General features: G+C 58.7%; 18 protein-coding genes. 12 read left to right on the top strand and 6 right to left on the bottom strand.

What is annotated here, in order from left to right; genetic code table 11:
- Nucleotides 1-34 precede the first annotated feature (34 nt).
- Nucleotides 35-1,297 (top strand): MATE family efflux transporter, encoded by a 1,263-nt coding sequence (locus ACUN9X_RS03370; RefSeq protein WP_445472184.1) that lies wholly within the window; start codon nt 35-37, stop codon nt 1,295-1,297.
- A 12-nt stretch (nt 1,298-1,309) separates the two neighbouring features.
- Here the strand turns inward: ACUN9X_RS03370 and ACUN9X_RS03365 are convergent, their stop codons facing one another.
- Nucleotides 1,310-1,738 (bottom strand): thioesterase family protein, encoded by a 429-nt coding sequence (locus tag ACUN9X_RS03365; protein WP_260038648.1) that lies wholly within the window; start codon nt 1,736-1,738, stop codon nt 1,310-1,312.
- On the opposite strand from ACUN9X_RS03365, the gene ACUN9X_RS03360 reads away from it, so the two are divergent.
- The 5 genes from ACUN9X_RS03360 (at nt 1,737) to ACUN9X_RS03340 (ending at nt 7,306) form a co-directional block, all read left to right on the top strand.
- Nucleotides 1,737-3,509: an MBL fold metallo-hydrolase gene (locus tag ACUN9X_RS03360; protein ID WP_347710209.1), complete on the top strand. Its 1,773-nt coding sequence runs from the start codon at nt 1,737-1,739 to the stop codon at nt 3,507-3,509. The genes ACUN9X_RS03365 and ACUN9X_RS03360 overlap by 2 nt on opposite strands.
- Before the next feature lie 310 nt (nt 3,510-3,819).
- Nucleotides 3,820-4,197, top strand: coding sequence for a DUF4398 domain-containing protein (locus ACUN9X_RS03355; protein ID WP_260038651.1), 378 nt, complete (start codon nt 3,820-3,822; stop codon nt 4,195-4,197).
- 21 nt (nt 4,198-4,218) lie between these two features.
- The gene (locus ACUN9X_RS03350) at nt 4,219-5,007 is read left to right on the top strand and encodes an OmpA family protein (protein ID WP_445472183.1); all 789 of its coding nucleotides are present in this window, start codon (nt 4,219-4,221) and stop codon (nt 5,005-5,007) included.
- Nucleotides 5,008-5,116: 109 nt separating this feature from the next.
- Entirely contained in the window at nt 5,117-5,482 is a 366-nt protein-coding gene (locus ACUN9X_RS03345; protein ID WP_445472182.1) for a DUF2784 domain-containing protein, read from the top strand.
- 186 nt (nt 5,483-5,668) lie between these two features.
- Nucleotides 5,669-7,306, top strand: a complete 1,638-nt coding sequence (locus tag ACUN9X_RS03340) for a succinylglutamate desuccinylase (RefSeq protein WP_445472181.1) — start codon at nt 5,669-5,671, stop codon at nt 7,304-7,306.
- A 15-nt stretch (nt 7,307-7,321) separates the two neighbouring features.
- On the opposite strand, the gene ACUN9X_RS03335 is transcribed toward ACUN9X_RS03340, so the two are convergent.
- Nucleotides 7,322-7,654 (bottom strand): DMT family transporter, encoded by a 333-nt coding sequence (locus tag ACUN9X_RS03335; protein WP_260038655.1) that lies wholly within the window; start codon nt 7,652-7,654, stop codon nt 7,322-7,324.
- Nucleotides 7,655-7,854: 200 nt separating this feature from the next.
- On the opposite strand from ACUN9X_RS03335, the gene ACUN9X_RS03330 reads away from it, so the two are divergent.
- Nucleotides 7,855-8,397 (top strand): hypothetical protein, encoded by a 543-nt coding sequence (locus ACUN9X_RS03330; protein WP_445472180.1) that lies wholly within the window; start codon nt 7,855-7,857, stop codon nt 8,395-8,397.
- A 21-nt stretch (nt 8,398-8,418) separates the two neighbouring features.
- On the opposite strand, the gene ACUN9X_RS03325 is transcribed toward ACUN9X_RS03330, so the two are convergent.
- The gene (locus ACUN9X_RS03325) at nt 8,419-8,823 is read right to left on the bottom strand and encodes a group III truncated hemoglobin (protein ID WP_260038657.1); all 405 of its coding nucleotides are present in this window, start codon (nt 8,821-8,823) and stop codon (nt 8,419-8,421) included.
- A 112-nt stretch (nt 8,824-8,935) separates the two neighbouring features.
- The gene (locus ACUN9X_RS03320) at nt 8,936-9,571 is read right to left on the bottom strand and encodes a MarC family protein (protein ID WP_260038658.1); all 636 of its coding nucleotides are present in this window, start codon (nt 9,569-9,571) and stop codon (nt 8,936-8,938) included.
- Nucleotides 9,572-9,829: 258 nt separating this feature from the next.
- Between ACUN9X_RS03320 and ACUN9X_RS03315 the strand changes: the two genes are divergently transcribed.
- Both ACUN9X_RS03315 and ACUN9X_RS03310 read left to right on the top strand, forming a co-directional pair.
- Nucleotides 9,830-10,702, top strand: a complete 873-nt coding sequence (locus ACUN9X_RS03315; RefSeq protein WP_445472179.1) for an alpha/beta fold hydrolase — start codon at nt 9,830-9,832, stop codon at nt 10,700-10,702.
- Nucleotides 10,703-10,972: 270 nt separating this feature from the next.
- Nucleotides 10,973-12,379 (top strand): TPM domain-containing protein, encoded by a 1,407-nt coding sequence (locus ACUN9X_RS03310; RefSeq protein WP_445472178.1) that lies wholly within the window; start codon nt 10,973-10,975, stop codon nt 12,377-12,379.
- Here ACUN9X_RS03310 and ACUN9X_RS03305 read toward each other — a convergent pair.
- Entirely contained in the window at nt 12,366-13,259 is an 894-nt protein-coding gene (locus ACUN9X_RS03305; RefSeq protein WP_260038663.1) for a DMT family transporter, read from the bottom strand. The two genes, ACUN9X_RS03310 and ACUN9X_RS03305, sit on opposite strands and share 14 nt — an antisense overlap.
- A gap of 125 nt (nt 13,260-13,384) precedes the next feature.
- Between ACUN9X_RS03305 and ACUN9X_RS03300 the strand changes: the two genes are divergently transcribed.
- From ACUN9X_RS03300 to ACUN9X_RS03290, 3 genes are all read left to right on the top strand, one after another.
- Complete coding sequence (locus ACUN9X_RS03300; protein ID WP_445472177.1) at nt 13,385-14,302, top strand: helix-turn-helix domain-containing protein; 918 nt, start codon at nt 13,385-13,387, stop codon at nt 14,300-14,302.
- A gap of 262 nt (nt 14,303-14,564) precedes the next feature.
- Nucleotides 14,565-15,308 carry a hypothetical protein gene (locus ACUN9X_RS03295; protein ID WP_445472176.1) on the top strand — a complete coding sequence of 248 codons (744 nt, stop codon included), beginning with the start codon at nt 14,565-14,567 and terminating at the stop codon, nt 15,306-15,308.
- 57 nt (nt 15,309-15,365) lie between these two features.
- Nucleotides 15,366-17,156: a carbohydrate binding domain-containing protein gene (locus ACUN9X_RS03290; RefSeq protein ID WP_445472175.1), complete on the top strand. Its 1,791-nt coding sequence runs from the start codon at nt 15,366-15,368 to the stop codon at nt 17,154-17,156.
- Between the two features lie 77 nt (nt 17,157-17,233).
- On the opposite strand, the gene ACUN9X_RS03285 is transcribed toward ACUN9X_RS03290, so the two are convergent.
- Nucleotides 17,234-17,854: a TetR/AcrR family transcriptional regulator gene (locus ACUN9X_RS03285; RefSeq protein ID WP_445472174.1), complete on the bottom strand. Its 621-nt coding sequence runs from the start codon at nt 17,852-17,854 to the stop codon at nt 17,234-17,236.
- Nucleotides 17,855-17,895 lie beyond the last annotated feature (41 nt).

Here is a 17,895-nt window from a genome sequence, read left to right as displayed (position 1 = left end):
CCTGGGCCGCCAATTGGTCCGGATGACGTGGCCAATGCTCTTTGGCGTGTTGTCGCTGATGAGTTTCCAGCTGGCAGACAGCATCTTTATCGGCCAGCTAGGCCGTGATCCTCTTGCGGCGCTGGGCTTTACCGTGCCGATGCAACAACTGGTCATCGGTTTGCAGGTCGGGCTGGGCATTGCCACCACAGCCGTCATATCCCGCACGCTTGGTGCCGGCAACAATGCCCGTGCCGAACGATTGGCCGCACTGGTGGTCATGATTGGCGGCACCCTTGTCTTTTTACTACTGGCGATGGTGTGGCTGCTGCGCGAAACCATACTCGACCTGTTGGGTGCAGAACCCGCCCTGATACCGCTGATTACCGATTACTGGGTACCCTGGCTCGGGGCGGCCTGGCTGGGCGCCATGCTGTACTTCGGCTATAGCATCTGCAGGTCACACGGCGACACCAAGTTGCCGGGCTATATGATGGTGGCCACCAGCCTGCTCAATATCGCCCTCGACCCCCTGTATATCTTCGTTTTCGACTGGGGACTGCCCGGAGCCGCGCTGGCCACCATTACCGCATTCAGCGCGGGTTGCCTGGTGGTCTATCCCAAATTGCTGAGACGACGCTGGCTGAGATTTGATCTGGCTGAACTGGCGTTGATGAAAGCCATCCGCCAGCTCAGCGGCATCATGGCGCCCGCGATGATGAGCCAGTTGATGCCGCCGTTGGCGGCCAGCCTTGCAACCGCGCTGGTTGCCGGTTTCGGTACCGCTGCTGTCGGTGCCTGGGGGCTGGGCACGCGGCTGGAGTTTTTCTCGATCGTTGTGGTGCTGGCGCTCACGATGTCGATGCCGCCGATGATAGGCCGCATGCTGGGGGCCGGGGATATCGGCCAGATCCGCAAGCTGGTGAGGCTGGGAGTGCGCTTCGTTGTCATCTGGCAACTGGTCATCGGGATTGTCTGGTTGGCGCTGTCTGGGGTGGTATCCAAACTGTTTACTACCGACCCTGCCGTCACCGGCATTCTGCATGACTACCTGTTGCGGGTACCGCTGAGCTACAGCGGATTGGGTGTCTGTATGCTGATGGTGTCAGTCTGCAATGCGCTGGGCCTGTCAATGCGGGCGCTGCTGATTTCGGTGTTACGGCTGTTTTTGTGCTTTCTGCCGTTTCTCTGGGCGGGCGCCCAGATTGCCGGTATGCCAGGGCTGCTCACCGGTGCCCTTATCGGCAACCTGCTTGCTGGCGTTCAGGCGTATCTGTTTTACCGGCAAGGCATGCGGCGGCTGACCGCCGCCGGCTGAAAGGACGCTTGGTCAGGCAGCAAACCTGGAGCGAAACCGCTCCGGCATGGGCACCACTTTCTTTTCGGTGTAGTTGAAGAACACAAACCCGTACTTGGCCAGCGCCACTGGCTGTCCGCTATCGGCCTTGGTGACCCTGAACACGAAATCACCACCGTAGCGGTTGAAGTCAGTCAGCCCGATCTCAAACCTCAGCACTTCGGGAAAGAACGACTCCGACTGATACATGGTCGCAAGATCCGTCACAATGATGCCGGCACCATCGCGGTCAACTTCCTGCACACCGTACTTCACCAACAGCTGCGCCCGCGCTTCCGACAACATCGAAATCAGCGCATCGTTACCCAGATGATTAGCGCCATTAATGTCAGTAATACGCACCGGCATTTCGGTGGAAAAAATAAACACATCATCCGGAAACGACAAGCTGACTCGCGCCATGATTACACTCTGCGACAGGGAAAATGGCCCGCGATCATACCGCAAATGGTTGCATAACGCAGTCGTATTCCCGCTGCTGACGGGGTATCTTCAGGGCATTATGGCAGCTAACAATAACGATGAGATGACCCCAAGACCCGCTTCCACTCTGGCGCTGGTGCGCAATACCCTCGATGGCGTTGAAGTGCTGATGCTGCAACGCACCCATCAGGCCGCTTTTCTACCCGGCTTTTATGTCTTTCCCGGTGGCGCAGTCGACCCCTCAGATCAACACCCGGAACTTGACGAGGTGATTACCGGTCACAACGACACCTCAGCCAGCGCCTTGATGGGCATCGACCACAATGGCATCGGTTATCTGGTGGCGGCTATTCGCGAGAGCTTTGAAGAAGCCGGAATCCTGCTCGCCCAAACATCTCAGGGCGAGCCGGTGAGCCCGAGCCATCCCCTGCTCGCCAATGCCCGTCTGCCCATTGCCAATGGCGACACCGATCTGCTGGCATTGTGCCGCGAACACGACCTGAAGCTGCCACTGGACCGCATCGGGTATATCGATCATTGGGTCACGCCTCCCGGCCCACCCAGACGTTTCGATACCCGCTTTTTTGTCGCGGCTGCACCCGATGGCCAGACTGCCAGCCACGATGGCGAGGAAACCATTGATCACTGCTGGCTCAGCCCCGCGCAGGCTTTGGCGGATCATCAAAGCGGTGAGCGGCTGTTCGGCGCGCCGACCCTGAGCGTATTGCGCCGACTCGCCAGGTTCCGCAATTGCGACGAGATCCTCGCCGATGCGATGCAGCAGACCCCCACGCCCTTCCCCACCGAACCCTGGCCGGCTCAACGGCAAGGGGATATCGTATCCGTGGCACCAGGGCAACCGGCCTATAGCGAAGTCCGCAAACTTGACCCCAGGGCACAGGGAACCGCCCATGCCGAGATCCGACCCGGGCACTGGGTGCAGCTCAGCGATACGGTTTCACGCCTGACAGTGCCAAACCCAGGCATGATGACCGGCCCCGGCACCAACACCTATCTGATCGAAACCGATGAAGGGGCCATCGCGATTGATCCCGGCCCGGATCACAGTGACCACTTGCCAGCGCTGCTCGAACGGCTCGAAGGCCAGACTTTGCGCTATATACTGGTCACTCATACCCACAAGGATCACAGCCCCGGAGCCCGGGCACTGAAAGCCGCTACCGGTGCAACGCTGTGGGGTATACCGGCACCGGCGGATGGCCTTCAGGATACCGACTTCAGTCCCGAGCAGATTCCGGTTGATGGTGAACGCCTGCAACTCGGCACTGTCTCGCTCAAAGCGCTGCATACCCCGGGGCACGCTTCCAACCACCTGTGTTTTCTGCATGAACAGGACAACATCCTGTTTTCCGGCGATCACATTATGCAAGGCTCAACCGTTGTCATTAACCCGCCGGATGGCGACATGGCGGATTACCTGACTTCCCTCAACCGTCTGCTGGGCGAAACCATCGAGTGGATCGCCCCGGGGCACGGTTTCCTGATGGCCTATCCCGACATGGTGGTGGATTTTCTGGTCAGTCACCGGCTGGGCCGTGAGCGCAAGGTGGTCGATGCGCTGAAAAACAACGGCCCCGGCACGCTTGCCGATCTCACACCCCACGCCTATGCCGACGTCTCACCTGCATTGCATCCGGTCGCCAGTCGCTCATTGCTGGCACATCTGATCAAGCTGCAAAAGGATGGACGCGCAGCCGAGAGTGACGGCACCTGGCAGTTGATCAGGTGAGGCGTGCGGCCTCCCTATTTCAAAATCAGCGCACGATCTTTATGAACATTCTGTAAATCCATGAGATTCCGGCAAATCCCGCCAAGACAGGCCCGCCGTCTTTAGCGACAGGTGCCGCCTCCCGCCCTGCAATGTGCAAAATTGCCTGTTTTTCATACTAAAACTGAACCGACCTGCTATCTTTAAACGTAAGCATTGTTTGTATTTGCGTAATGTTTCGTTACCAAAAACTTTGCGTTTCGCTCTCAAGGGACTTTCTGAACAGGGAAGTGAACATGATTTCGACAATGGCACAAACAGGAGAAGATGCATGAACAGGCATCCTAAAGTAGGACGTCTCTGTGTGGTGGTCGGCTCAGCGCTAGTGCTGTCAGCCTGTGCCAGCTCAGGGAAAATGCCGTCGGAAGATCTGACAGCAGCAAAATCAGCGGTTCAACAAGCCGAGGCAGCAGATGCCCGGGATTTCGAGCCGGTGATGCTGAATAACGCTCAGAACAAGATTTCCGATGCGCAGGAGTTGATCGACGCCAAGAAGTACGACGACGCCGAGATGATGTTGGAGAAAGCAACCGTCGATGCGCAACTCGCAGCCGCCAAATCCGAGACCCAAAAGGCTCAGAATGCGGTTGACGAAATTAACAGGAACATCGAGCAGATGCGTCAGCGCATCAACGCTGAGCAACAGTAAGCGGATCGTCAGGAGGCTATCATGACTAAACGGATTCTTTTATCAGGCACTGCCATTGGCCTGTCCGCACTGCTGACTGCGTGTGCAAGTACGCCGCCCCAGAATGACATGGTGGATGAAGCAAAAGCCAACTATGAAGCGATTGCCAACGACCCTTACGTTGCACGCTCAGGTGCTGTGCAGCTGAGGGATGCTGAACAATCGTTGACCAAGGCTGAGCGGTTGCTCGCGGACGAGAAATCGACCGAAATGGTTGAACACTCGGCCTACCTAGCAAACCAGCATGCGCTGATCGCAACCCAACAGGGCAAGCGGGCGCAGCTGCAGGAAGAAATCAAAAAAGCAGAGGATCGCCGGGAGCAACTGAACCTGCAATCAGCGAAATCTGAGGCAGATCGTCTGCGAGCTCAGATGGAAGCCCTGCAGGCCGAGAAAACTGATCGCGGCATGGTGCTGACTCTGGGTGATGTCCTGTTCGATTTGAACAAGGCCGAGCTCAAGCCCTCGGGCGAACGCACGGTTCAGCGCCTGGCGGACTTCATGAACGAGTACACCGACCGTCGAGTCCGGGTTGAAGGTTATACCGACAGCACGGGCGCTGAAGCCTACAACCAGAAGTTGTCAGAGCGTCGCGCTGAAGCAGTGCGTAACGCCCTGATTCTGGACGGCATCGATTCTTCACGCGTCGATGTGCAAGGCTTCGGTGAGGCTTATCCCGTCGCGAGCAATGACACCAACAGCGGTCGTCAGCAAAACCGTCGGGTCGAAATCGTCATCTCTGACGAAAAGGGCGATATCAAAACCCGCTGAGCCCTTCAGCAGTCCCGGGTCAACCTGACCGGGACATAGTGCAAGGCCGGTTCTGTCAACGACAGACCGGCCTTTTGTTTGGCCCCCGGTAACGCAGGAGACTCCACCCATGCTCTGGCGGCTGGCCGCGGATGCCCTGTTGTTGTTCCACTTGCTGTTCATTCTGTTCGCTGTTGCCGGCGGCCTCCTTGCCCTGCGCTACCGCAAACTGGTCTGGCTCCACCTGCCGGCGGTGATCTGGGCATCACTGGTGATGCTCAATGGCTGGATCTGCCCACTGACACCGCTTGAGGTATCACTCAGGCAGCAAGCCGGTGATGTGGGCTACAGCGGCAGCTTTATCGCTCATTACCTGCTACCCCTGATCTATCCGCCGGGCCTGACCCGTGGCGTGCAGATACTGCTTGGCGGCACGGTGGCGGCGCTGAATATTGGCATCTACAGCTGGCTGTGGGCACACCGAAAACATCGCTAGAACGCCGTCCTCCCAACATTATCTTAATGTTCCCGATACATTGGGGCAGGCACAATACGCTCAGCCACGGCAGCGGCAGCCTTTCATCCTGTCGGCCAACATGAATCCGCCGTTGCCCTCATGACAGTGCCGGTGAATTACGACTAGACTGACGCTTATACTTTTCCGGGGAATGACGACGCCAACATGCCATATCAACCGACACGCAGGTTCCACGCTTCTGTCTCATCGACACGTCTTTTAGCGCTGCTATTTTCTTTGTCATCCGGCCTGTTGCTATACGTTCCGGCGGCGTCAGCCGAGCCCGCCAAAACAGAACGCCCCTACCCGGTCGAGCTGTCTGAAGACGAAAGCGTTGAAGATATCGACGCCAGCCAGCTCGAGCCCAAAGCAGACGCGGGTGCAGCTGAGGCGAAATCAGCCCCGGAAACCTCAGGTAGTGACCCAGTGGCCGGGCCACCGGAGAACGCGAACAAGCCCAAAGAGACCGCCACCATGGTCGCGCCGGACGTGGACCTGAAAGAGGTGGCACCACCGCCCCAGGCAGCGCCGGTCACCGAATCGTCACCGGATACCGACCTGCTCCCCGAAAACCAGCGGATTCCGACAGTATCCTTGCCGGAAGACAGCAGCCCGCCCGTGGCACATGATCCTGAAAGCGCCGCCAAACCGGATGCGCCGGGCACTGACGCAACAGACCAGACGGACACTCCTGCCGAGACATCCACTGCTCCCGATACACAACAGCCGACGCCAGAAACAACCAGCCCTGAAAAACCCGCAAGCCCGGCTACGCCCGATGACAAGGCGCCTGCGGAAACCGCCACGCCCACTCCCGCCCCCGCAAAGCCTGCACCCAAGGCGGAGCCTCTGGTGATCCTGGGCGCCGAAGTTCGTCCCGGCACCTCAACCCGGCTGGCCTGGACCCCGGACATCTCGATTTCGGGGCTGGCGAGCCCCACACCGGTGCTGGTGATCAATGGCGCCCAGCCGGGTCCAAACCTGTGCATGACCGGCGCTGTGCATGGCGATGAACTCAATGGCATCGAAATCATTCGCCGGGTCATGTATGACATCGAACCGGACGAACTCAGCGGCCGGGTGATCGGAGTACCCATCGTCAATGTGCAGGGGTTCCAGCGCGGGTCCCGCTATCTGCCGGATCGCCGTGACCTCAACCGCAATTTCCCGGGCGACCCGAACGGCAGCCTCGCCGGGCGCATCGCGTATTCTCTGTTTAATGACGTGATCCGCCATTGCGACATGCTGGTCGACATACATACCGGATCGCTCAAACGCTCGAATCTGGCGCAGTTGCGGGCCGACATGCACATTCCCGAAGTCGCCGAGTTCACCCGCGGCTTTGACAAAATGGCCGTGGTTCACAGCCAGGGCACCATCGGCATGCTGCGCAGCGCCGCGACCGACAACGACATTGTGGCCGTCACGATGGAGGCCGGGGAATCGCTGCGGATCCAGGAAAACCAGATCGAGGCAGGGGTCAACAGCATCAACAGCCTGCTGGAAAAGCAGGGGATGATCTCGCGATTGTTTGTCTGGGGTAAGCCGGAGCCGGTCTACTATAATTCCAGCTGGATTCGCACCAACGTCGGCGGCATTCTGGTCAGTGATGTGGAACTGGGTGACGAGGTTGCGGCAGGTGAAGTGTTGGGCATCGTGACTGACCCGATCACCAACGCCCAGCACCCCATCAAGGCCGAGCGAAGCGGCCGGATCATCGGCATGGCGGTTGATCAGGTGGTCATGGCGGGGTTTGCCACCTACCACCTCGGTTCTGAGGCACGAGGGCCCGAAGAGCGCTAGTGCGCCGAATGGGGGTCAGTGAACCGATACTTTTGAAAACACGTTCAGGATCAGCACACCGGCCACAATAAACAGGATGCCGATAACCCCGGCGGCATCCAGTGTTTGTTTGAAGACCAGCCAGCCGATCAACGTGATCAGGGCCACACCGGTGCCGGCCCAAACCGCATACGCAATGCCGACCGGAATAACCCGCAGGGTCAGTGACAGAAAATAGAACGCCAGGGCGTAGCCGCCAACCACAAGCAGCGAAGGCCATAACCGGGAAAACCCGTCTGATGCTTTCAGTGCCGACGTTGCGAGCACTTCAAAACAGATAGCGGCAGCCAAAAACAGCCAGTGTTGCATAACGCCTTATCCTTGCCGCGGCGCTCCGTTAAAGCGCCTGAAATTGAACAAACCGGGAGCATAACCTGTCGCTGCAGTGCCGGGCCACACCGGAAGAAAACCGCACCCCGACCCCGACTTGATTCCATAAGGGTCACACGGCACGCTCTGTAAAGATGGAATCAAGGACCTTTTCCAGTCACTCAACGCCGGAACTCAACATGCGCCAGCTTTTTGCCCTGCTCTGCCTGATCACCGTTTCATTTACCCTTCCTGCCGTCGCACAGGCCGCAACCTGCGATCAGAGCCAGCACGAGTGGGTTCCCACCCGCTACTATCATCCCGGCGAACTGGTGCACTACAACGACCAATGGTACCGCTCCCGGGAGCTACACGAAGGCCACCAGCCAGGGCGCGGCGAGTTTGCCTGGGAAGCTGTATCAGAAACACCGGACTGCGAAGCCCGGGCGGCAAATGCCAAACCTGAAACCGCCGCAGCACAACCGCGTTCCGATGCACCCGAAAAAGACTCGCCAGAGACGTCAAATGAACAGGCACCAGCAGGGGGAGCATCCAGTATGACCGCAGACACCGTTTGCCAAGATTCACCCCAATGGGTTTTCTCCAAAGCCTATGAAGTGGGCACGACCGTTCGCCACGAAGGCCACCTCTATAAGGCGATCCGGCCGAGTAACGGTGATATGCCGGGTGTCGCCATGCCACCGCACTGGCGGAAACTGGAGACAGATTGCGCCGGCCAGTGAGCTGGCTTTCGCCCCCAGACGTCAGGGTTTAGCGGCTTTTTCAGCCTCGAGTTGAGCATCGCGCGCCGCCAGCCATCGGGCCAGGTTGCGCAGAATACGGCGCGCCAGCTTGCGGGCTTTTTCGGTGTAAGGGCCTTCGAAGTAATGATCCAGCGTGTGGTTGAAGTGGTCAAACCAGAGTTCAAAGTGTTCCGGGCTCAGGGGTAACTTGTCGTGCAGCTGTTCGTGACGGTACACCATGTTGCGATGGTAGGTGTCTTTGCCCAGCAGCATCTTGCACCAGTACCCCTCTATCAGCGGCAGATGGTCCGCCAGGTGTACGCCGGCCACTTCCACAAATACCGGGCGCATGGTGGGATCATCCAGCAGGCTGGCGTAGAACAACTGCACCATCCGGTGAATGGCGGCAGGATTATCAAGATCCATAAGCAGGCTCCGTCAGAGATCCTGTTGCAGAATCGCTCCAGAAATCGTAACCGACACCCCTATCGAATGATACCCAGCATCCGCCGACATAACCCGGCCGGGCCCGATGACTTTACGCCGCCAACCCGACGCTCTGGATATAGCCGGTAATACCCGACAGTACGATCTCGGCTGCCATCGCTGACAGGATCAGGCCGCTGATTTTGGACATGATATTGAGGCCGGTCTTGCCCAACCAGCGCTCCAGGTAACCCGACAGATACAGCAGTACGGCCAGGCTCAGCAGGCCCGTCACCAATCCCAACACCCCGCCCGCCATTTCAGGCACGGTTTTCAGCTCGGCACCGTAAACCAGTATCGCACCGATAGTGGCCGGGCCAATCATGATGGGGATCGCCAGTGGCACCACCGCGATGTCATCCCGGTTTTCCTCCGGCAAGCCGGTGGCGTGATTACGGGTACCGCTGTTGACCAGGCTGATGGCCGTCAAAAACAGAAGCGACCCGGCACCGATGCGAAACGAGTTAAGGGTGATGCCTATGGCGTTGAACAACACCGGCCCAACAAAAAACAACACCAGCCCCAGAATCAATGCCGACAGACAGGCGCGACGGATGGTTTTGCTTTTCTCCGCCGCACTCTCACCCCGGGTCAGCGCCAGAAACATGGTCACCACGAAAAATGGCGCCAGCAGAAACAGAAAGCGGATGGCACTGCTCAGGTAGGTGCTTAAAAACGTTGTCAGCATGTGAGTCCCGGATAACGAAAAGGATGATCTGTTACGCCCTTCAATACGCGCTTTTCAGAGGGGCGGGACACTAGCCTAGTCCGGCTTCGCGCTCTATGCGTAGTTCCGGCTAGATGAATCGATCAGCCAAACCATACACAGGTGTCTGGAATGCAGCCGCACATTGTGGGAAGGTAACGGACGCTCAATCATTACCCATCTGACTCGTCGCCGATCAGGTTATCCAAAACGGCGATTCACCCACAATGGAGGCGCGCTATGCACCTGAGTGATCCCCGGTTTCTGACCACATCAAGAGGCCGTTTTGCCTGGCGCGAGGGAGGCGATCCCGAAGGCGCACCGGTCGTGATGATCCACGGCTGGCCGGAGAGCTCTTACTGCTGGGAACACGTGGCCGGCTATCTCAAATCCGGATTGCGCATTATTGCGCCGGATCTGCGCGGCCTGGGTGACAGCGAGCGCACGCCCGGCAAAGACCACTACCACAAGGCAGAGCTGGCGCAAGACGTGATTGCCATGCTTGATGCGCTGGAGCTTGAGCGCTTCCAGCTGGTAGGTCACGACTGGGGCGGTATCGTGGCGCAGGAGGTTGCGCTGGCAATACCGGCACGGGTCAGCCAGATGGTGATCATGAACATTGCGATCATCAACAACCTGAAGGGCAACCTGGAGGTGATCAAAAAGGTACGGGCCGGCAGCTCAAGTGCCTACTGGTATCAGCATTTCCTGCAAACCCCGGGCTTACCCGAAGCCATGATTCCCGGTGCCGAAGAGCCCTGGCTGCGGCATTTCCTGCGCACCTGGAGCGACAAGGGCTTCCCGGAGGATGCGATCGCAGAATATGTCCGCACCTTTAAAATCGCGGATACGCCCGGCGCGAGTGCCAATTACTACCGCACATTCAACGACGATGCCAAGCGCTGGGCCAGTCTGGCCGGACACCACTGGCCCATGCCGTCGCTGTATATCTACGGCAACAAGGACACGGTCATCATTCCCGCGTATCTCAATCATATTGAGGACTGCTTCGAGCAGATCGACGTGGTTCAAGTCGAAGCCGCCCACTTTCTGCAGGAGGAGCAGCCTGAAAAGGTGGCCGGCCATATGAACGACTTTTTACAAGCGAACTGAACCCAGGCCGGTCTGCCGCTCCGTGACCCTGATACTCAGGCTGGCAGACCGGGCCTTTTTGCTTCCCCGCCCATCAAATCATCGATTAGTCCGATACGCTGTTTCCACAACGGCACCGGCAAACCTATAATAAAACACGACGTGACCACAGAGTCGCGCGTGATGCTGTTGCCGGGCACACCGTATTTTTGCCTTGTTGTCTGTCGCTGCCTGCCTGCGTTGTTTGCCACAACGATCTGAAAACCTGTTTATTTTGAGCTAGCTGAACCCATGATATTTCTGACTGTCGCAATGGCGGGACTGGTGCTAATCGCCCTGTTACCGTTCACGCTTATACTGACCGGGCTGACGACGTTCGAGGCTGTCCCCTTCTCGCTCTATATCCGCAGCCTGGTGCTGGTGACTGTGGCCATCGCCCTGTTCCAGCAACGCCGCGGGGCCTGGCTGGTGTCGGTAGTGCTGGCTATCATGTATACGGTTCTGGCGCTGCTGGCCGTCATCTCCGGGGAAATGTCAGACTGGTGGCTGTTCACCGACTCCCCCCGCTATCTGCTGCTGATTAACGCCGCCATCCTGGCCAGCGCCGTCGCTACCCTGACAGCACTGCTGCTGCCGTCTACCCGCGCGATACTCAAGGGTGAGAGTCCAAATGGCCCCGTGGAGTGGCAAATGCTGGTGCTGATCATGGTCACAGGCCTGGCGCTGCTGCCCACCTGGAGTGTCTGGCCCCGCTATCCACTGCTGGTCGACGATGAGACCGGACTGCTTTCAGGTGAAGAGCTGCGTTTCATTTCCCGCTATCACGGGTTGCTGCGAACTGACTACGACATCGATTATCGAATCGTGATCGACGAAGATCTTGGCGATATCCGCCAATATGCTCAACAATACTACGAAGATCACAGCATAGGTACAGCCAGCGAAAGCGGCAAAGGCGCGCTGCTGGTGGTCGACATCGCCGCCGACCGGGTTCACCTCGAGGTGGGCGAAGCACTGAAAACGGTCTTTACCGACGCCTTCAGCGCCTACATCGGCGAACAGCAAATGACGGGCTACTTTGCCGGTGACCAGGTGGCCAAGGGCCTGATGACAACAACCGAAATGATGGTGACCCGCGCCGACCACGAGGCCATGGGCCTCAGTCAGGAAAACGAAGAGTGGATGGCACAAGCCAGGAGCGAACCCGCCAGCGAGACACCCAAAGCCGGGCAACTTATCTCGGCCATTGCCATCGTCGAAACACCCCAGACCGTGCTGGAAAGCTACCGCAGAGCCATGACCAACCATAACAACAACCCGCGGCTGGCTTTTTACACAGAAGCGACCCGTGACATGCTGGCGCTTCGGGTCGTGACACCCGCCCAGATGGACAATGTCGCTTCCAGCCTGAATAACTGCACCATTGCACGCCGCTTTATCCGCGACGAGTATGCGGTGTTGCGGCCACCCATTGATGACCGCACCTGCCCACCGTATTTCTTCAAACGTGAGGACGGTAAGTGGCGTCTGGACTTTACCGTCATGAAAGACGCCCTTCGATTCGGGCGCGGCAACCAGTGGCGACTCGCGCCGAAGTACGCCGGCCCCTATGCCTTTGCCTTTCTCGACCTGCAGTTTGATGCCAATGGCTATCCGTATGAATCACCCCGCCGGCATGGCGGTGCTATTGATCAGTAACGGCGGCAGCGGGTCTTGTCGACGGTTTGCGGAACAACACGTAGTTGCCCAATAGCGCCAGCGTGGCACCGATCACCGCCGTGCTGGTCCATTCAAACCCTTCCAGCCAGGTCGACACAGAAAGCGCGACGACCGGGAACAGCACCGTGGCATAGCCCGCCTTGTCAGCCCCAACCGTGCGAATCACGGTGATGTAGCTGTAGAAGGCGATGATCGAACCGGGAATCGCCAGAAACAGGGTCGCGCCCCAAAACGAGGTTTCGCCGGGCAGGTACCAGTCCACCCCCTGAAACAGGCACCAGCCTCCGAGCAGTACAGCCCCGTAAAACATGGCCCAGGCGTTGCCACCCAGCAGCGGAATCTCCGCCTCGCGCACGCGAAGACTGATCAGGTTACCCAGCGAAAACCAATAGGTGCCCGCCAGCGCGAACAGAATGGCCGGCAAGGTCGCGCCCCCGAGATTCAGGTCATGCCAGAACAGCAATGCCACGCCCGTCACCCCCAGCGCGACCGCAGGGTAAATTCGAGGGCTCGGGCGCAATCGCATCCAGGCCCAGCCGTTAAACGCGTTAAACAGCGCCGCCAGCGAAAACACCACCGCCAGCAAGCCTGACGTCATAGATTCAGCCGCGCGATAGATAAACAGGAAGTTGACGCTGTAAAGCGTCAGGCCCTGCAACACCAGCCAGCCATGCTGTTTCAGCGACAGTTTTGGCAGTTTGCGGGCAGCCCCCAGCACGATCAGCGCCGTCGCCGAGGCCATCACGAAACGGTAGAACACCGACAGATCGACAGGAGCAGACTCTACCTGCAGACGGATCGCCGTCCAGGTCAGCCCCCAGATCAACACGGTTAAAACATAATGAATACTGATCGGCATCGCGTGGTCCTTGTGAGCGCCCCTCCCGAAACATTCCGGAGAATCGTGCATCACTCTAACCTCACCCGGAAAGACAGACTTGTCAGATCCTGCGCATCAGTGGATCATTCTTGCGGAGGACGATTATGGCCCATGAACCCCGGAACCCTGCCCCGTCGGCGCACGACCCCGACCGGCACAGCGATATTATTGACGCCCTCCGCGCTGCCGGAGCGGCACCCCGGCGCATGCTCGAACTCAGTCAGGGGCGCGCCCTCGCGCTGTGGCACAACCAGCAGGGTGAAGCCCGTTACGAGCGGCCGCGCCATCATGCCCTCAGTATCTATACCCGGGCCGGCGAACACACCTCACGACAAGTAAACGGCCACGCGGTGAGCAAGGGGTTTCCCGGTGCGGTTTGCCTGTTCCCGGAAGGCAGCCAGTCGTCCTGGCGCATTACCGGGCCATTTGAATTCATTCATCTGTACTTCAATGATCTGGATATCCGCCGCATCGCCGGTCAGACCTGGGATCGTGAGCCAGCCACTGTACAACTGTCCGAGCGCTACCAGATTGAAGACTCCCTTATGGCCCAGGCCGGGCAGATGCTCGACCTGACCGATTGGCAGGCTCCGGAGCAGGCCCTCGCACTGGATCATCTGACCCAGTGGCTGATGATTCAGATTGTCAGCCGCCACTCAGCTGTAAACGCGCCGCCCCCCGAGGTGACAGGCCAGCTCGCACGACCGCAGCGGCAGCGTCTTCAGGAGCGGATTCACGCGTCACTGGATCAGCCTCTTACCCTGGAGACCATGGCAGGCTGGGTTAATCTAAGCCCTTATCATTTCGCTCGCCTGTTCCGGGCAAGCTTTGGCTGTGCGCCCTACCAGTACGTGCAGGAACAACGCCTGACGCGCGCCCGGGAGCTGTTGCGCCAGCGCCATCACAAAATCACCACCATTGCGCTGACCTGTGGCTTTGGCGATCACAGTCAATTTACCCGGGCCTTCCGCAAGCGTTTCGGCATTACCCCTTCGGCCTATCGCGCCAGCAAAACAAACTAAAATATATCGATAAAATAGATACTTACATATAAGCGACGCAATAATTCCCCGATATATTTACGACATTGCCATTATTTAATTTAAAACGTACTCGGGCGCATAAACCATTCGCCGGAAAGACCTCGCTGCAATCGTCCTGCCCCGCCTGAAGCACTCACTCCACAATGAAAAACACGTAATCTTCGCAACTGGCCGCGTGCGGTGGGTTGGGCCAACATAGCGTCAATCCCCATCCCCTGAAAATTCGCGCAAGGAGTGCGCCATGCAAAAGCGGTCCGGCAGTTTGCTTTTTCTCGCCGGCGGTCTGGTCATCATCGCCGTCGGTTTCTTCTGGCTATCCCGATCCGGGTCCCCTGATTTGCCTGATACGGTGCAAACCGCAGATCAGCCAGATCCGCAGGCAGCCAGCCAGGCTCCCCGACCTGCGCCATCGGCTGCGACTGCAAAAACCGCCGGCCCATCGGGGGCACCTGCCCAGGCCCCCGCAACAACAGCGGCCCAAACCACCGGAAGCAGTACGACCATGCCGTTACCGGAACCGGTTCACCACCCCAAATGGCCACCGCAACAGCGGGTTGAGCTCTGGCAGGTGGATGCTGCAGATCCGGATACGACGGTAGACGGCATTCCCGCCACCAAAATGACGGTCGAGCCCGAGTTGCTCAGCAGTATGCATGTAGGCCAGGAAGTGACGCTGCCCATACCGGCACTCAACCGCTCCGTGACCGCCACGCTTACATCGACCCACAACCAGATCAACAATGTCGAAGTATTCAAGGGCCCGATCACTGACGGCAATGACAAGGACAACGTCATCATTACCCGTGGCAAGACCAACACCCACGTAATTGTCGCCACCCGGGAGGGTGTGTTTTCGGCCACCATCGACAATCGCACTGGCAGCGCCACGCTGACTGATGAGGGCGATATCAACGGCAGGATCGATACCGGTGACGACACCATGACCGTACCCGGCATTGAGATGCCGGTGCCCGAAGCAAGCTGATTCAACCCAGGGAAAACGGAAGTTTCCCGGAATTCACTCGACCAAGAGAAAGGACGCATGAAAACAACAAGGCAATGGCTCGCCGCACTCGGCTTTTTACTGACAACCCTCAGCACCCAGGCCGCGACGCAGATCGTGGATGTCCTGGTGCTCTACACAGGCGATGCCACACAGACCAGCGCTGGCAGCGACATAGACGCACGGATCGTCTCCTACATCGAGTACAGCAATCAGGCCTACCAGAACAGCAACGTCGACATGCAGCTGCGGTTGGTCGGCGCTGAACAGCTGAATGAGCCCTATACCTATGTGGAAGGCAATAATCTGGCCGCCCTGCGCACCAACGAAGATGTTGCGAGGCTTCGGCAGGAATACGGCGCCGACCTTGTAACCCTGATTAATCTCCGTAAGCCCATGAATGGCGGTTATGTTTGCGGCATCGGGTACGTCCCCCCGGGACAGGCCGGCACCGGCAAGTTTTACAGCAATGCCCCAAGCCTCGGGTTCAGCCTGGTGGGGGTGAACTGCGGTTACACCACCTTCGCTCATGAACTCGGACACAACATGAGCCTTGGCCATTCCTACGCCCAAAACTCCGAAGGTGGCATCTTTCCCTGGGCCCGTGGGTATGGCGTCAATGGCCTTTTCAGCACCATCATGGCGTACCCGCAAGCGTTCGGTACCCGTAATCAGGTTCAGCAGTTCTCGAGCCCGTCACAACGCAAGTGCGAAGGTCAGCCTTGCGGCGTGGACCGGAATCAGGCCGACGGCGCTGATTCGGTCAGCAACCTGATGACCGTTGCCAGCCAGGTAGCGGACTTTGTAGCCACGGTCGACCCCGGCAACGGCGGCGGTGATGATGGCGGTGACGACGGTGGCGATGACGGCGGCACCGGCGATCTCCCCATCTGCAACAAACCGGAACTCGAAGGTAACCTGCTCGAAGACGGCGATTTCAACACGCTCTCCGCCTGGAGCAGCTTTGCCAATGCCGCCAATCTGCAGCAAACCACCATCACGGCTGATTGTGGTCGCGATAACCTGCTGCGAGTCAGTGATCGCAGCCAGTTCTACGGCGGCCCGGTGCAGTCGATATCCAATGCCGTCGAGAGCGGCGCGCCATATCGCCTGACCGCCAGGCTCGGCATTGCAGCGGGTGCGGAGCGAGACACCATTCGCGCGGCGATTCAGCTCCGCGATAGCAACGGCACCCGCTACCAGTACTTGCCTCAGGCGTCATTCACGAGCAGCGAGCTCAGCACCTACGACCAGACCTTTACCCTGGAAAGCGATGCGTCACTGAGCGACGCGCAGCTGTTGATATACGGCCCACAGGCGGGCGTCGATTTCTATGTTGATGAGGTCAAACTGGTGCGGGTCGATGAAGCAGAAGAAACGCCAACCCCTGCATGGCTGGTCGATCAAGGCTTCGAGAATGGCGCCAAAGGCTGGGGCGGTTACTTCGGCACAACACTGTCGTATTCACGCACCGCCAAGACCGGCAACTATGGACTGCGTTCGAGTAACCGTCAGCAATGGTATTCCGGTCCGGGGTTTGATGTGCGGGGCGTTGTTCGTGTGGGCCAGAGCTATCAGGCCAGCGTGGATGTCTATCTCAACAATGCATCCAGTGCCAGCGACAGCGCACAGATTTGGGCCTACTTCGTAGACGATAGCGGTGCCCACTGGCAAAAAATGGGCGGTCAGACCATCGCCACCCACGGCTGGCAGACCATCAGTGCGCCGGTAAACATCAACGCCAATGGCGCAGTCACCCAGCTACAACTGCATGTAATTGGGCCGAAACCGGCTACCCAGTTGATTATTGATAATTTCAGGGTCCGGTAGCGGGCCCGGTAAACTGAAAGGCTGCGGGGCACTGAAGAAACGGCCCCGCAGCCAAGCAGCATGGGATACGGTTATGCCTAACGGTCGTCCCGCAAGCCCAGCACTACCCGCTCCATCAGGTCTTCAATCCGGCGAATGGCGTCATCGTCACCGCCTCTGCCGGTCAGCACCACTTGCGAACCAATCGTCGCCACATACATCAGCAGTGCCAGATCCTTTGTCTTTTGCGGATCGCTGGACAGGCGTTGGAACAGCGTACAGTTCTGGCTGACACGGGCAGCATCCACCTCCGCGACAATCTCGGCCGCATAATCGTGACGGCGAGCAAAGTCCCGCACGGCCAACTCGACCTTCAATCGCCGCATGTGTCGCGAGGCGTCCGTAAGCAGCACTTCGAGAATCCGCCGCAACTCCTCCTCAACTTCCCCGCCCTGGGGCTTCCAGTACTCCATCTCCTTTAACCGCCGCTCGCGCCAGCGATTCAGGAAGCTGATCACCAGATCCTCATGGTCCTTGAAGTGCCAGTAAAAGCTACCGCGGGTCACGCCCAACTGTTTGGCGAGCGTCAGTACCCGCACGTGTCCGAAGCCACCTGCAGCAATCTCGCCGGCTGCCGCATCAAGCCAGTTGTCGCGAGTGAGCTGCGGTTTTTCGGCTGTCTTCCGGCCGCGGCGTGCGGGCGTCTTGGGGTCATTCATCGTGAAACACGCTGTCCTGATTAAACTGAGGGTGAAGGATT

This window comes from Marinobacter sp. V032, assembly GCF_052645435.1.
This window is presented reverse-complemented; position numbering and strand designations above follow the sequence as displayed.